The sequence below is a fragment of the Pseudomonas sp. SMN11 genome (genome assembly GCF_052041945.1).
Lineage (GTDB): Bacteria > Pseudomonadota > Gammaproteobacteria > Pseudomonadales > Pseudomonadaceae > Aquipseudomonas.
This window is the reverse complement of record NZ_JBKGGW010000010.1, coordinates 31,884-44,512: the sequence shown is the minus strand read 5'-3', so window position 1 is coordinate 44,512 and position 12,629 is coordinate 31,884. Positions and strand designations below refer to the sequence as shown.

The 12,629-nt window shown below is 63.1% G+C and carries 9 protein-coding genes and 1 pseudogene; 3 read left to right on the top strand and 7 right to left on the bottom strand.

Annotated elements, in window-relative coordinates; translation table 11 throughout:
- Positions 1 to 58 precede the first annotated feature (58 nt).
- Both ACLEJU_RS11675 and ACLEJU_RS11670 read right to left on the bottom strand, forming a co-directional pair.
- Entirely contained in the window at positions 59 to 424 is a 366-nt protein-coding gene (locus ACLEJU_RS11675; protein ID WP_435423532.1) for a response regulator transcription factor, read from the bottom strand.
- Positions 421 to 1,401, bottom strand: a complete 981-nt coding sequence (locus ACLEJU_RS11670) for a response regulator (RefSeq protein WP_435423533.1) — start codon at positions 1,399 to 1,401, stop codon at positions 421 to 423. The genes ACLEJU_RS11675 and ACLEJU_RS11670 overlap by 4 nt, the downstream gene beginning before the upstream one ends.
- 240 nt (positions 1,402 to 1,641) lie before the next feature.
- Here ACLEJU_RS11670 and ACLEJU_RS11665 point away from each other — a divergent pair, with 240 nt between their 5' ends.
- Positions 1,642 to 6,681, top strand: a complete 5,040-nt coding sequence (locus ACLEJU_RS11665; RefSeq protein ID WP_435423534.1) for a trifunctional serine/threonine-protein kinase/ATP-binding protein/sensor histidine kinase — start codon at positions 1,642 to 1,644, stop codon at positions 6,679 to 6,681.
- A 73-nt stretch (positions 6,682 to 6,754) separates the two neighbouring features.
- Here the strand turns inward: ACLEJU_RS11665 and ycaC (ACLEJU_RS11660) are convergent, their stop codons facing one another.
- Positions 6,755 to 7,381, bottom strand: a complete 627-nt coding sequence (gene ycaC, locus ACLEJU_RS11660) for an isochorismate family cysteine hydrolase YcaC (protein ID WP_435423535.1) — start codon at positions 7,379 to 7,381, stop codon at positions 6,755 to 6,757.
- Positions 7,382 to 7,453: 72 nt separating this feature from the next.
- On the bottom strand, positions 7,454 to 7,816 hold the full coding sequence (locus tag ACLEJU_RS11655; RefSeq protein WP_294339763.1) for a helix-turn-helix domain-containing protein: 363 nt from the start codon (positions 7,814 to 7,816) through the stop codon (positions 7,454 to 7,456).
- A gap of 132 nt (positions 7,817 to 7,948) precedes the next feature.
- On the opposite strand from ACLEJU_RS11655, the gene ACLEJU_RS11650 reads away from it, so the two are divergent.
- The gene (locus ACLEJU_RS11650; RefSeq protein ID WP_435423536.1) at positions 7,949 to 8,923 is read left to right on the top strand and encodes a GlxA family transcriptional regulator; all 975 of its coding nucleotides are present in this window, start codon (positions 7,949 to 7,951) and stop codon (positions 8,921 to 8,923) included.
- A 124-nt stretch (positions 8,924 to 9,047) separates the two neighbouring features.
- Positions 9,048 to 10,835 (top strand): monovalent cation:proton antiporter-2 (CPA2) family protein, encoded by a 1,788-nt coding sequence (locus ACLEJU_RS11645; RefSeq protein WP_435423537.1) that lies wholly within the window; start codon positions 9,048 to 9,050, stop codon positions 10,833 to 10,835.
- Between the two features lie 4 nt (positions 10,836 to 10,839).
- Here the strand turns inward: ACLEJU_RS11645 and ACLEJU_RS11640 are convergent, their stop codons facing one another.
- From ACLEJU_RS11640 to ycaC (ACLEJU_RS11630), 3 genes and pseudogenes are all read right to left on the bottom strand, one after another.
- Entirely contained in the window at positions 10,840 to 11,124 is a 285-nt protein-coding gene (locus tag ACLEJU_RS11640; RefSeq protein WP_079230360.1) for a HigA family addiction module antitoxin, read from the bottom strand.
- An 11-nt stretch (positions 11,125 to 11,135) separates the two neighbouring features.
- Positions 11,136 to 11,415, bottom strand: a pseudogene (locus tag ACLEJU_RS11635) (type II toxin-antitoxin system RelE/ParE family toxin).
- Between the two features lie 520 nt (positions 11,416 to 11,935).
- The gene (ycaC, locus tag ACLEJU_RS11630) at positions 11,936 to 12,565 is read right to left on the bottom strand and encodes an isochorismate family cysteine hydrolase YcaC (RefSeq protein WP_079230358.1); all 630 of its coding nucleotides are present in this window, start codon (positions 12,563 to 12,565) and stop codon (positions 11,936 to 11,938) included.
- Positions 12,566 to 12,629: the final 64 nt, after the last annotated feature.

Genomic DNA, 12,629 nt, shown 5'->3' with positions numbered 1-12,629 from the left:
ATTCAATCAACCCAACGAGCATCAGCTGGCGGCACAGCAATTGATTGTTCAGGTGTGCTCATTCACCTGCCAACGCCTCTTCGACCACCTTGAGCAGTACCTCTTCGGTAAACGGCTTACCCAGGCAAGCCTGCGCGCCAGTGGCTAGCGCCGCCTGCACCGCGCCTTCGTCCCAATGCGCCGACATGCCGATCACCTGCAAGCGCCAACCCCGCCGCGCCAGCTCACGCTGCACCTCCAGCCCGCTCATCCCCGGCATCTTCAGATCGAGCAGAACGCACCCGGCCTCAGGTGCCAGGCCCGAGGCCAGAAACACCTCCCCCGTCGCGAACGCCAGGCACTCGAACCCCGCTGAACGCAGCAGGTTGCCCAAGCTTTTGCGCACCGAAGCATCGTCATCGACAATGCACACCGCCCTGCTCATGTGCCAGACCGAGCCTCGATGACGCTGTGCATGGCCACCAACTCCAGCAGCGAGCGGGATTGCATCTTGTTCATGATGTTCTTCTTGTGCACCTTGGTGGTCACTTCACTGGTGCCGATCGCCTTGGCGATCTGCTTGTGCGACAAGCCCCCGACCACCAGCGAAAACACCTGGCGCTCGCGCTGGGTCAGGTGCTGGTACTTTTCTTCGACCTGCCGCGCGTGCTGCCATTTGCGCCCCTCGGTCACGGCGCGCGCGCGTACCGACTCAAGCAGCGCCAGCAACTGGTCTTCGTCGAAGGGCTTGGTCAGAAACTCCACGGCCCCGGCGCGCATGGCCTGGACCGTCATGGGGATGGTGCCGAAACCGGTCATGAACACGACCGGCCAAGGCAGCGCCAGCCTGCGCAGCGCAGCCTGAACCTCAAGGCCGGTAGTTTCGGCCAGGTGCATGTCCAGCAGCAGGCAGGCGCAGGGGCTTTCCAGGCGAGCGTCGAACAGCTCCTCGGCACTGGCAAACAGACGGTGCGGAATGTCCTGCGAACGCAGCAGGCGGCCCAGTGCCGTGCGCACCGAAGGGTCGTCATCCACCACCAGCACAGGGACGTTCACGGCGTCGTCGAACGGTTCGCTGGCATCTGCCATAGCACCAAAGGGCGACTGCCCCAAGGCCAGGCAAGGTACGTCGAAACTGACCTGCGCAGCCAGACGATAGCCCCGGCGCGGCACGGTCTGGATCAGAGCGCGGTCGCCGAAGGCCTTGCGCAACAGCGACACCTGCACCTGCAGGTTGTTGTCCTCGACCACCGTGCCGGCCCACACCTGGCTGAACAGCTCATCCTTGCCGACCACCCGGCCCTTGGCCTTGATCAGCGTGGCCAACACCTCGAATGCACGCCCACCCAACGGGATCGGCTTGCCGTCGAGAAAGGCTTCTCGCCGCTCCAGCGACACCTGGGCATTACCGATTCGGATCATGGTTTCCTCACGCGGGCATGGGCGTTTGCGCAGCCTCGTGCAGCCTAGGTGAGCAACCGCATTCAGACAATTATCCCGAGGGATAGGTTGGCCTCAGCACTATACAAGCGCCCTCCAGCCGCCAGGTATTGATAACGGACAACAACGTGCCCGTTTCTGCCAAGCCGGCTGCAGGCCGCATTCTTGAACGGGCTGCTGCGTATACTCGCGCGTCAGGATGTCGCTAGCAGGGGGTGCTTTATGCTCGATGAACGCCTCGCAAACAGGCCCATCGATTTCGACCAGTCGATCGACGACGAGTGGCTGAATCGCTGCGACATCACGCAACTGGGCCAGGAGGGTGAGCTCAGCTACTTCCGCTTGCGCGACCCCACCACCCGTCAGGCCTGGATCGCTGTGCGCGCCCCGCTCGAGGCCCCCGCAGCCTGCCAGCGCCTTGAGCGCGACTACCGCCTGCAGCTGGACCCGCAATGGGCGGTAATCCCCTCAGCGTTCGTCCGCTCCGCCGAAGGCCCTTTACTGGTATACCCGGCCGGCCGCTCCATCGCCGAACTGATCAGCGAGGGCCCGATCGCCCTGGCGACCTTTCTAGACATCGCGGTAAACGCCGCCAACGCCTTGTCCCAAGCCCACGAGCACAACGTACTGCACGGTGCGTTGCAGCCCGAACACGTGTGCCTGCAGCCGAACCAGCGGGTGCGACTGGGCTGCTTTCGTGCTGATACACCCGAACTGATCAGCGTACAGGGCAATGCGCTCGGCAACTGGGCCTACCTGGCACCGGAGCAGGTCTGCCCCCATGGCAGCAGCAGCGACCGGCGCAGCGACATCTATGCCTTAGGCGCGATCCTCTACCAACTGCTGTTGGGCGAACTGCCACTGGCCGGGCGCGATACCCAGCACTGGCGCCAGTTGCATGCCGGCGTCCAGCCACGCACGGCCTGCGAGGTCGACAGCCAGGTACCACAGCCGCTGAGCCGGATCCTGGCCAAGGCCTTGGCAAAGGAACCTGACGCTCGCTACCAGAGCGCCCGGGCCATGGCCGTGGACCTGGCCCACTGCCAACGGCAATGGGCCGCCAGCAAGACCATCGCCCCCTTCGAGCCCGGCTGCGCCGACCCGGTTTCGCCCAGTCGCGAGCGCCTGTACGGCCGCAATTCAGAACAGAAGCTCATCGCCCTGATGCTCAATGCCGTGCGTCGCAACAGCAAGCCCCAGGTGCTGTTCATCAATGGCGCGGCGGGCATGGGCAAGTCCAGCCTGGTCGAGGCCGCACTCAAGGCCCATGCCGAAGGCTATTGGGCTGTCGGCAAGTGCAACAGCCCGGTACAGGCTGTGCCCTATGCCCCTTGGGTGGAGATCCTCGGTTCGCTGACCACCCAGCTGCTGGCCAAGAACAGCCAGGACCTGGACAAGCTGCGCAGCGAGATCCTGGATCGCATCAAAGACCACGGCCGATTGCTTGGTAAACTGGCCCCAGAACTGCAACTGATCCTCGGCCCCCTGCCCGACTTGCCGGAAAAGCCCACGCGCCTGGCATTACAGAAGGCACAACGGGCCATCGTCGAATTCCTGCAGGTGTTCAGCCACCCCGGCCACCCGCTGACGCTGTGTTTCGATGACCTGCAGTGGGCCGACGATGCCACCCGACAACTGCTGGCACAATTGCTCGCCCAGGCCCCCGACAACCTGCTGCTGATCTTCGTCTGCCGCAACGATGCGCAAACCGTGGGTACGCCACTTGCCACGCCCGCAACGCTGCACAGCATCACCCTGAACCTGCGACCACTGACCGTCGGTGCAGTCACCGAGCTGGTCGGCGAGCGCTACCACGTCAGCCCCGACCAAGCGTTGCAGGTTGCCGAGCTGATTCACGCCAAGACCGCAGGAAACCCGTTCTTCATCAACCAGATCCTCAGGGTCATGGTCGAGGACCGGCTGTTCACCTTCGATACCCAGGCCATGCGCTGGTCGTGGTCCCTGCAAGCCGTGGCCCGGCAACGATACTCCGACAACGTCGCCGATCTGATGATCCACCGTCTGGCACGTCTGCCGGCACCTCAACGCGATGTGTTGCGGATCGCCAGCGCGGCAGGTAGCCGCTGTGATGAACGCCTGCTGCTTGCACTGCTGCCGGGTAAACCGTTGAAGGCCTTGATTGACGCGGGCTTCCTGCTACCGGGCCAGAAAGGTCTGAGCTTTGCCCATGGCCGCGTGATGGAGGCTGCCTACCAGCTCACGCCTGCGCGTGATCGTGGCCAGCTGCATGCGAGCATTGCCCAGGCCATGCTCCAGGTCTGGCGCAACGACTTGCAGGAGGTTGTGTTCGAGGTCGCCAATCAGCTGCAACGCGCCAACCCACGCGGGTTTTCAGCGGATAACTGCGATCATTTTCTGCAGCTTTTGCGTGATGCGGCGCTGCGCGCGCGCGACACAGGCGCCTGCGAACAATCTGCGGCCTACCTGCGAACGTGCGAGCAGTTGCTGCATCAGAGCGCCACGCCGCAAAGCCACGCCACGCATGCTTTTGCCATCGCCTGCATGGCTGCAGAGTGCGACCTGCAGTTGTCGCGCATGGCTGCAGCCGAAGACCGGGTGATGGAATGCCGCCAACGCGCACGCTCGACGCTGGAGCAGGCACAGGTATGCCGGCTGCAGGCTCGCCTGCACACCGTGCGCGGCGATTACCAGGCCGCCATCAATACCGCCGTCGCCGGCCTCGAACTGCTGGGAGTCAGCCTGACTTGCGGTGTCGACCCGCAGCAGGTGGAAGCCAGCCATGCGCATGTCCGGGCCCTGATCGATCAGCAAGGCCGCCATTGCCTGGCGTCGCTACCGCGTACCGACTCGGAGGAAGTCGCGGTTGCCATTGGCTTGCTGGCCACCTTGTCGTCATCGTTTTTCGTAAAGGACGATATCTGCTTCCTGCACCTGGCCAAACTGATGGAGCTGTCGTTGTTGCACGGTGTCGCCCCAGGCAGCACCTACGGCCTGGCCTGGTACGGGGTGATGATCGCCGAACGCTTCGGCAGCTATCACGACGGCCATGCCTGCTGCCTGGCCGCGCTCAAGCTGATCGAGCGACACGGCTTCGAGGCCGATCTCACCAGCGCGCTGCTGGCCCTGGACCAGGTCAGTGCCTGGACCTCGCCCATGGAGTTCGCCCGCCGCATGGCGCTGGAAGCGCTCGATTCGACACGCGTGAGCGGTGATGTGGCCATGACCTGCTATGCCTGCAACCATCTGGTTTCCGACTCCCTGTTCATGGGCCGCTATCTGCCGGAAGTGGCCGAGGAGGTGGTACAGGGCCTGGCTACCGTGCGCGGTTACGGCTACAGCGATATCGAACAGATCCTGCAAGCCCAGCAGGCATTCGTCGCCAGCCTGAGCGGAGCACCCTGCACGACCCTGCCCACGCCGGTGAACTCACCCACCACGTTGTTCTTCCAGCAGCTGTTCAATGGCATGTCAGCCTTCTACCTGGGCAATGTCGCGCAAGCCATGCACAGCCTGAACGCTGCGGGCGAAAACGCCTGGGCAGCACCAGCACATATCAACCTGGCGGACTTCCACCTGTTCCGCGGCCTGGCCGTGGGCAGCCCGGAAGCCCCCGGCAGCCTTGTCGACAAGCTGGCCGAGCTGCAGGCCCTGCGCGAGCGCTTCGGCCGCTGGGCCGGCTTCAATCCGGTGACCTTCCGCGGCAAGCTACTGCTGATCGAAGGGGTAATTGCCAAGCTCGAAGGCGACGGCCTGGCGGCCATCCGCTGCTTCGACCAGGCGCAGATCGCCGCGACCGCCGCCGGCTTCATCCACGAACAGGCCCTGGCCCACGAGCAGCTGGCCGAGGTTTGCATCCCCAGCGGGCTGATCTCCGGCGCCAACCTGCACCTGCGTATTGCCCGCGACTGTTTCCATATCTGGGGAGCGACCGGCAAGGTGCGGCAGCTGGAGGCCTTGCATCCGTTCCTGCGCACGCAACCCGTCCAGGAGACCTACCGCGCCACCCAGCAGGCCAAGCTGGACCTTGAGGCTGGCATCGAGGCGGCGCGGGCGTTGTCCGAGGAAGTGCTGCTCGAAGGCCTGATCGAAACGCTGATGGGCCACCTCACCCAACACTCCGGCGCCGATCACGGTGCACTGCTGATCGTCAGCGGCGCCGAATTCCAGATGGCCGCCCTCGCCTTCATCGACAATGCCGGGCTGCACGTGAACATGGACAACTGCCAGAAGTTCATGACCCAGGCGCCGCTGTCGATCATCAACGCCACCCTGCGCACCAAGAAGCCGCTGGTGCTCAATGATGCCCAAAACGAATGCCCCGAGGCCTTCCGCCAGGAACTGCACGCACGCAACGCCCGTTCGGTGCTGTGCCTGCCGCTGGTGATCCAAGGCGTACTGATCGGCCTGGTATACCTGGAAAACCGCCTGGTGCCCAACCTGTTCGGCAGCCAGCGCCTGGCGATGCTGGAGATCCTCGCCTCGCAGGCGGCCGTGTCGCTGCAGACGGCCAAGTTCTATACCCGTCTGGCCGAGGACAACCAGGCGCGGGCGCAAATGGAAGAAGAACTGCGCCGATCACGCGCCGAACTTGCGCGCAGTGCCCACTTGCAGGTGATGAACGAGCTGTCGGCGTCCATTGCCCACGAGATCAGCCAGCCGCTGCTGGCTATTGCCTCCAACGCCGCGGCCAGCCTGCGCTGGCTCAATCGCGCCGAGCCCAACCTGGAAGAGGCGATTGCTGGCCTGGAAGACATCCGCAACGACAGCGAACGCGCCGCCAATATCGTCCGCGCGCTGCGCTCGCTGGCCAAGCAGTCGCCGATGCAGCTCAAGGCAGTCAAGGTCGACGAGCTGATTCGCGAGGTATTGCGCCTGACCTCGGCCGATGCCGCCAAGCACCTGGTCGAGGTACAGACCCGATTGCAGGCAGGGGTGAGCGTGATGGCCGACCCGGTGCAGTTGCAGCAACTGGTATTCAACCTGATCACCAATGCGCTGGAGGCCCTGGCCGGGTATCGCAGTGATGGCGTGCTGCGGATTTCATCTGCAGTGGGAGCAGACGTGGTGGAGATCTGCGTGGACGATAACGGGCCCGGCATTTCGATGGATGAGCGGGAGCAGGTGTTTGACGCGTTTCATACCACCAAGGAGGAAGGGTTGGGGATGGGGCTGGCGATCTGCAGTTCGGTGGTGCAGGCCCATGGCGGGCAGTTGCAGGCGCTGGAGTCGGCGTTTGGCGGGTGCCGGATTCGCTTCACTCTGCCTGTGAACCGTTCGTAGCCTGTTCCAGCCTCTTCGCGGCGGTTCGACGCCTCGACAAGCCCGCTCCCACAGAGGCCGGAACAGGTTTGCATCAGCGAGCGCTCAACGCCGCATAGCTATTCATCAGGTTGCGGTAGTTGGGGATCCGCTGCGAAAGCAGGTTACCCAGCCCTTCGATGTCGTTGCGCCAGTCGCGGTGCAGTTCACAGGCCACCGAGAACCAGTTCATCATCTGCGCACCCGCCTGGGTCATGCGCACCCATGCCGCCTGCTGCACGGTCTCGTTGAAGGTACCCGAGGCATCGGTCACCACGAACACTTCAAAGCCCTCAGCCAATGCCGACAGGGTCGGGAAGGCCACGCACACATCGGTCACCACGCCGGCGATGATCAGCTGCTTGCGGCCAGTGGCCTTGATCGCCTTGACGAAGTCCTCGTTATCCCAGGCGTTGATCTGGCCTGGGCGAGCAATGTACGGCGCGTCCGGGAACATCGCTTTCAACTCCGGCACCAGCGGGCCGTTGGGGCCTTGCTCGAAGCTGGTGGTGAGGATGGTCGGCAGGCCGAAGAACTTGGCCAGGTCGCCCAGAGCCAGGACGTTGTTCTTGAATTCGTTAGGCGAGAAGTCCTGTACCAGCGAGATCAGGCCAGTCTGGTGGTCGACCAGCAGCACCACGGCGTCGTCTTTGTTCAGGCGCTTGTAATCAGGTTGGCTCATGGGGGTGACTCCTTGGGTTGGGAAAACGGACCGGGACTTACTCAAGGGCTTATCCCAGCGGATAGATCCGGCTTAAGAAAATGCCTGCGCCTGGCGCCAGGCCTTGGGCGGCTGGCCGACCAGGCGGCTGAAGGCGCGGGTGAAATGGGCCTGGTCGCAGAAGCCGCATTCCAGGCTCACGTGGGTGATCGGTGCCTCGGTGACGAGCAGGCGCTTGGCTTTTTCCATGCGCGCCAGCAGGCGCCAGGCTTGGGGCGACAGGCCGGTGTTGACCTTGAAGGCACGGGAGAAATGGCTGCGGGTGAGGTTGCACACAGCCGCGATCTCGATGATCGACAGCGAACTGCGCAGCATCAGTTCCTTGGCCTGGCGCAACCGCGCGGGCGTCAGCGCGCCGGGGGTTGGCAGTGGCTGTTGGGGCGTCCCAGGGTGCATGGCGACTCTCCTGTTCAATGGAGAAAGTCTCGCCCCCGGCCTGTGACAAAGTCCTGAGCCAAAGCTGAATTGTTCTTAATTGTGCAGCACTGCCCTAAGATGCAGTGCTCAGGACACGAAGGGCTATGGGGTATGCAGGAAATTCGCGCTCATCGAACCGTGGCCATGGTGCTGTTCAACGACGTGCTATTGCTGGACGTAACCGGGCCGATGGATGCCTTTGCCATCGCCAACCGGTTCTTGCCTGCAGACAAACATTATCGGTTGGTGACCGTGGCTGAAGGCCAAGGGACCATTCGCGGCTCATGCGGCCTGAAGGTCGTGGCCGACCTGCGCCTGGAGCAATTGCCGGCCAGCGTCGACCTGTTGCTGGTACCCGGTGGGCCGGGGGCCTACCACGTCGCCCTGCCGGCAATCGAGCGCTGGCTGCCCCAGGCGGTGCAACAGGCCCGGCGCTTCGGCGCGATCTGCACGGGGGTGTTTTTGCTCGGGCGTGCGGGGTTGCTCGCCGGCTATCGCTGCACCACCCACTGGAACTACGTGGAGCGCCTGGCCCAGGCGTTTCCCGAGGCCAAGGTCGAGACCGAGCAGATCTACGTGATCGACCGCTGCCTGATCACTTCGGGAGGGATCACCGCCGGGATCGACCTGGCGCTGGCGGTGGTCGCTGAGGACCACGGCAAGGCGCTGGCCCTGGAGGTCGCCAAGGTGCTGCTGGTCGCCCGCCATCGCCAGGGTGGGCAGACCCCTTACGGGCCGCTGCTGGCCGCCATACCGCGCGATGATTCGCCGATTGCCCGGGTACAGGCCTTTATCGTCGACCACATCGACCAGGCGTTCACCGTGCAGAAGATGGCCGACCTGGTGGCCATGAGCGGGCGCAACTTTGCCCGGACCTTTCAGCGTGAGGTCGGGATCACGCCGCTGCAGTACCTGCAGAATGCGCGTATCGACCAGGCGCGCAAGCTGCTCGAATGCAGCGAGCTCCCTTTGAAGGTGGTGGCAGCGCGCTGCGGGTTTGGCAGTGACCGGCATATGAGAAAGGTGTTCTGTGAGCGGATCGGCATGACACCGGCGCAGTATCGGGCGCAGTTTGGAGGAGCCTGAGTCTGTCAATCAAGTCGGGACAATGTGTCTTCCTGACAGTAGATTGTCTGACTCACAACCAACCTCCAGAATTGTCCGCCAAACTGTTCAAATGCTGCCCCGGCAGCTCATGGAGTACGAGCCAATGCCACACGAAGGCAGCCTTCTGCAAACCGCGGTGATCTTCCTGCTCGCCGCTGTCGTCGCCGTCCCACTGGCCAAGCGCCTGCAACTGGGGGCCGTGATCGGTTACCTGCTCGCGGGCGTTGCCATCGGCCCGCAGGCCCTGGGCCTGATCCGCGACACCGAAAGCGTCGCGCATATCTCCGAGCTGGGCGTGGTCCTGCTGCTGTTCATCATCGGCCTTGAGCTGTCGCCCAAGCGCCTGTGGCTGATGCGCAAGTCGGTGTTCGGCGTCGGTACCGCCCAGGTGCTGCTGACCGGCGCGGTGATCGGCGCCATCGCCCTCTTCGGCTTCGGCCAGTCGCTACCGGCTGCCATCGTGCTCGGCTTGGGCCTGGCGCTGTCGTCCACCGCCCTCGGCCTGCAAAGCCTGGCCGAAACCAAGCAGCTCAACGCCCCCCATGGCCGCCTGGCATTCGCCATCCTGCTGTTCCAGGACATCGCCGCCATCCCGCTGATCGCCCTGGTCCCGTTGCTGGCCGCCAGCGGCCCGGACACCAGCCACGGCGACAGTCTGCAACACGGCCTGAAGGTATTCGCCAGCATCGCCGTGGTCATCATCGGCGGCCGCTACCTGCTGCGCCCGGTGTTCCGCACCGTGGCCCGCACCGGCCTACCGGAAGTGTCCACCGCCACCGCGCTGCTGGTGGTGATCGGTACTGCCTGGCTGATGGAAGAAGCCGGCATTTCCATGGCCCTGGGTGCCTTCCTCGCCGGCCTGTTGCTGGCCGACTCGGAGTACCGTCACGAGCTTGAATCGCAAATCGAACCGTTCAAGGGCCTGCTGCTGGGGCTGTTCTTCATCAGCGTCGGCATGGGCGCCAACCTGAGCCTGCTACTGGAAATGCCACTGGTACTGCTGGGCCTGACCCTGCTGCTGGTAGCGGTGAAGCTCACCCTGCTGATCGGCGTCGGCCGCTTGGCCGGTGGCCTCAACAGCACCAGCGCGCTGCGCCTGGGCATGGTGCTGGCGGCCGGTGGCGAATTCGCCTTCGTGGTGTTCAAGCTGGGCAAGGACCAAGGCCTGTTCGACACCCAGACCTACGACCTGCTGCTGATGACCATCACCCTGTCGATGGCCATCACCCCGCTGCTGATGCTCGGCTGCGCCCGCGCCCTGAAACGCCCACAACCGGCGCGTGAAGTGCCCGAGCAGTACAAGACCATCGACGCCGGCACGCCGCGGGTGGTGATTGTCGGCATGGGCCGCATGGGCCAGATCGTCGCGCGCATCCTGCGGGCGCAGAAGATCCCGTTCATTGCCCTGGAAACCTCGGTGGACACCATCGAGATGACGCGCATGTTCGAACAGGTGCCGGTGTTCTACGGCGACCCACTGCGCCCCGAGGTGCTGCATGCGGCCAAGGTCGGTGAAGCAGAGTACTTCATCATCACCATCGATGACCCCGAAGCCGCAATCCATACCGCTGAACGGGTGAAACGCCAGTATCCGCACCTGAAAGTGCTGGCCCGGGCGCGTAACCGCCAGCATGTACACAAGCTGGCGGATGTCGGGGCCGAACCGATTCGCGAGACGTTTTACTCCAGCCTGGAGATGACCCGCCGGGCACTGGTCGGGCTGGGCTTGAGCGACGAGCAGGCGGCGGACCGGATCGAGCGGTTTGCCCAGCACGACGAGGAAGTGCTGGAGGCTCAGGGCCTCGTGCGCGATGACCGGGCCAAGGTGATGCAGACGGCCAAGGAGGCGCGGGTGGAATTGGCGCGGTTGTTTGATTCGGATGCGGACTGAGTAGTCAGGCAATCACCAGCCGCGCAATCTGTGGATGCTCACGATGCGCGGCTTGCCATAAATCGTAAGCTGCCTGTTCAGCAAGATACTGCCGAGCAGGGCCAAGGCCCGCCAGCTCAAGTCGATATGCAAGATCGGCTGAAATGGCGGCGCGCCCATTGAGCACTGTGGATAGCTGCCCCCTTGAATAGCCGAGGTGGCGAGCCAGCTCAGAGACGTTCATGCCAATTGCGGGCAACACGTCTTCTCGCAAGGACTCCCCAGGATGGGGAGGATCGAACATAGGCATGAATGAGCCTCCTAGTGGTAATCGAGATAATCGACAAGCTCCACATCAGTACCAACGAAGCGGAACACCAGGCCCACAGTTACCCGAGACATTAACTGCCCAAAAGCTGTCCAGCTTTCCATGCAGAGGATGAAGGCGGTGACCAGGACGGTTCATGTCAGCAGGCGTTTGTGCGACCTCAAGGGAAGCAAGTAAGCGCCGCAAGCGATTGACATGATCTGCACGCACCCCAGACGAGTCTCGCTGCTGATAAAGCAAACGCAGCCCTTTGTGCCTGAAGCTCCTGATCATTGGTAATTGAGTGTAAGGTCATGCCTTACACTTTTTAAGCTGGCATAGGCGCGGCGCACGGAGACACTCCTGAAGGATTTCCGGGTTATCCAGTCTGCTCTTGGCCTTCTCAATTAGCGCCGTTATGGCATCCGTTCTCTAAGTAGGAGATTTCCCAAAAGGGATAAAGCCGAAGCCAAATCATCCCCACGGCCGCTTTGAGGCCGCTTCCGCAAGGGGCCCTGCTGATGCGGGTTGCAGTACCAAAATACAAAAGGGCCACTGTCGCCAGTGGCCCTCATCGCGTGCTTGATATTCATATACACACCCACAAGCCGAGGTGTGGAGGTCTCACCCTACGCTGATGATCCAGCCATCGACGGGGTCCCTGATCCAGTTACTGCCGCTGAATGACAACCGGCTTCGCGCTCGGGTGAAACGCTAACAACACCAACAATGAGGGTCAACGGCTGGAACAAGATGCAACAAAAAAGGCCGGCCCCATGTTGGGGCCGGCCTTTTCTGTTTGATCTACTTGCTGTTACTTACCAGCAGTCAGCGCGTTATAGCTGGTCATGAGATTGCGGTAGTCCGGAATATGGTTGGAGCACAGCGCCGCCAGGCCTTCGATGTCGTTGCGCCAGTCGCGGTGTAGCTCGCAGGCCACGCCGAACCAGGTCATCAGCTGGGCACCGGCCCGGCTCATGCGGTCATGAGCTGCGTCGCGGGTCATTTCGTTGAAGGTGCCGGAAGCATCGGTCACCACGAACACTTCGAACTCTTCTTCCAGGGCTGCCAGCGCCGGGAAGGCTACACAGACTTCAGTCACCACGCCGGCAATGATCAGCTGCTTCTTGCCGGTGGCCTTCACCGCCTTGACGAAGTCTTCGTTGTCCCAGGCGTTGATCTGACCTGGGCGGGCGATGTACGGGGCGTCCGGGAACAACTCCTTCAGCTCAGGTACCAGCGGGCCGTTGGGGCCTTGCTCGAAGCTGGTGGTGAGGATGGTCGGCAGGTTGAAGAACTTGGCCAGGTCCGCCAGGGCCAGCACGTTGTTCTTGAACTTGTCCGGCTCGATGTCGCGGACCAGGGACAGCAGGCCCGCCTGGTGATCGACCAGCAGGACAGCGGCGTCGTCTTTGTTCAGGCGGTTGTAGGTGAATTTGCTCATGGTCTGTGCTCCTAAGGTTTATGAATTTTTCAGCAATCTGGGGTGTTTCGCGTTGATGGGCACA

Bases quoted from the DNA above. Each gene is read 5' to 3' on its own strand.
- ACLEJU_RS11655 (WP_294339763.1), bottom strand. From the start codon at position 7,816: ATGCACCCTGGGACGCCCCAACAGCCACTGCCAACCCCCGGCGCGCTG.
- ycaC (WP_435423535.1), bottom strand. From the start codon at position 7,381: ATGAGCCAACCTGATTACAAGCGCCTGAACAAAGACGACGCCGTGGTG.
- ACLEJU_RS11650 (WP_435423536.1), top strand. From the start codon at position 7,949: ATGCAGGAAATTCGCGCTCATCGAACCGTGGCCATGGTGCTGTTCAAC.
- ACLEJU_RS11670 (WP_435423533.1), bottom strand. From the start codon at position 1,401: ATGATCCGAATCGGTAATGCCCAGGTGTCGCTGGAGCGGCGAGAAGCC.
- ycaC (WP_079230358.1), bottom strand. From the start codon at position 12,565: ATGAGCAAATTCACCTACAACCGCCTGAACAAAGACGACGCCGCTGTC.
- ACLEJU_RS11645 (WP_435423537.1), top strand. From the start codon at position 9,048: ATGCCACACGAAGGCAGCCTTCTGCAAACCGCGGTGATCTTCCTGCTC.
- ACLEJU_RS11665 (WP_435423534.1), top strand. From the start codon at position 1,642: ATGCTCGATGAACGCCTCGCAAACAGGCCCATCGATTTCGACCAGTCG.
- ACLEJU_RS11675 (WP_435423532.1), bottom strand. From the start codon at position 424: ATGAGCAGGGCGGTGTGCATTGTCGATGACGATGCTTCGGTGCGCAAA.
- ACLEJU_RS11640 (WP_079230360.1), bottom strand. From the start codon at position 11,124: ATGCCTATGTTCGATCCTCCCCATCCTGGGGAGTCCTTGCGAGAAGAC.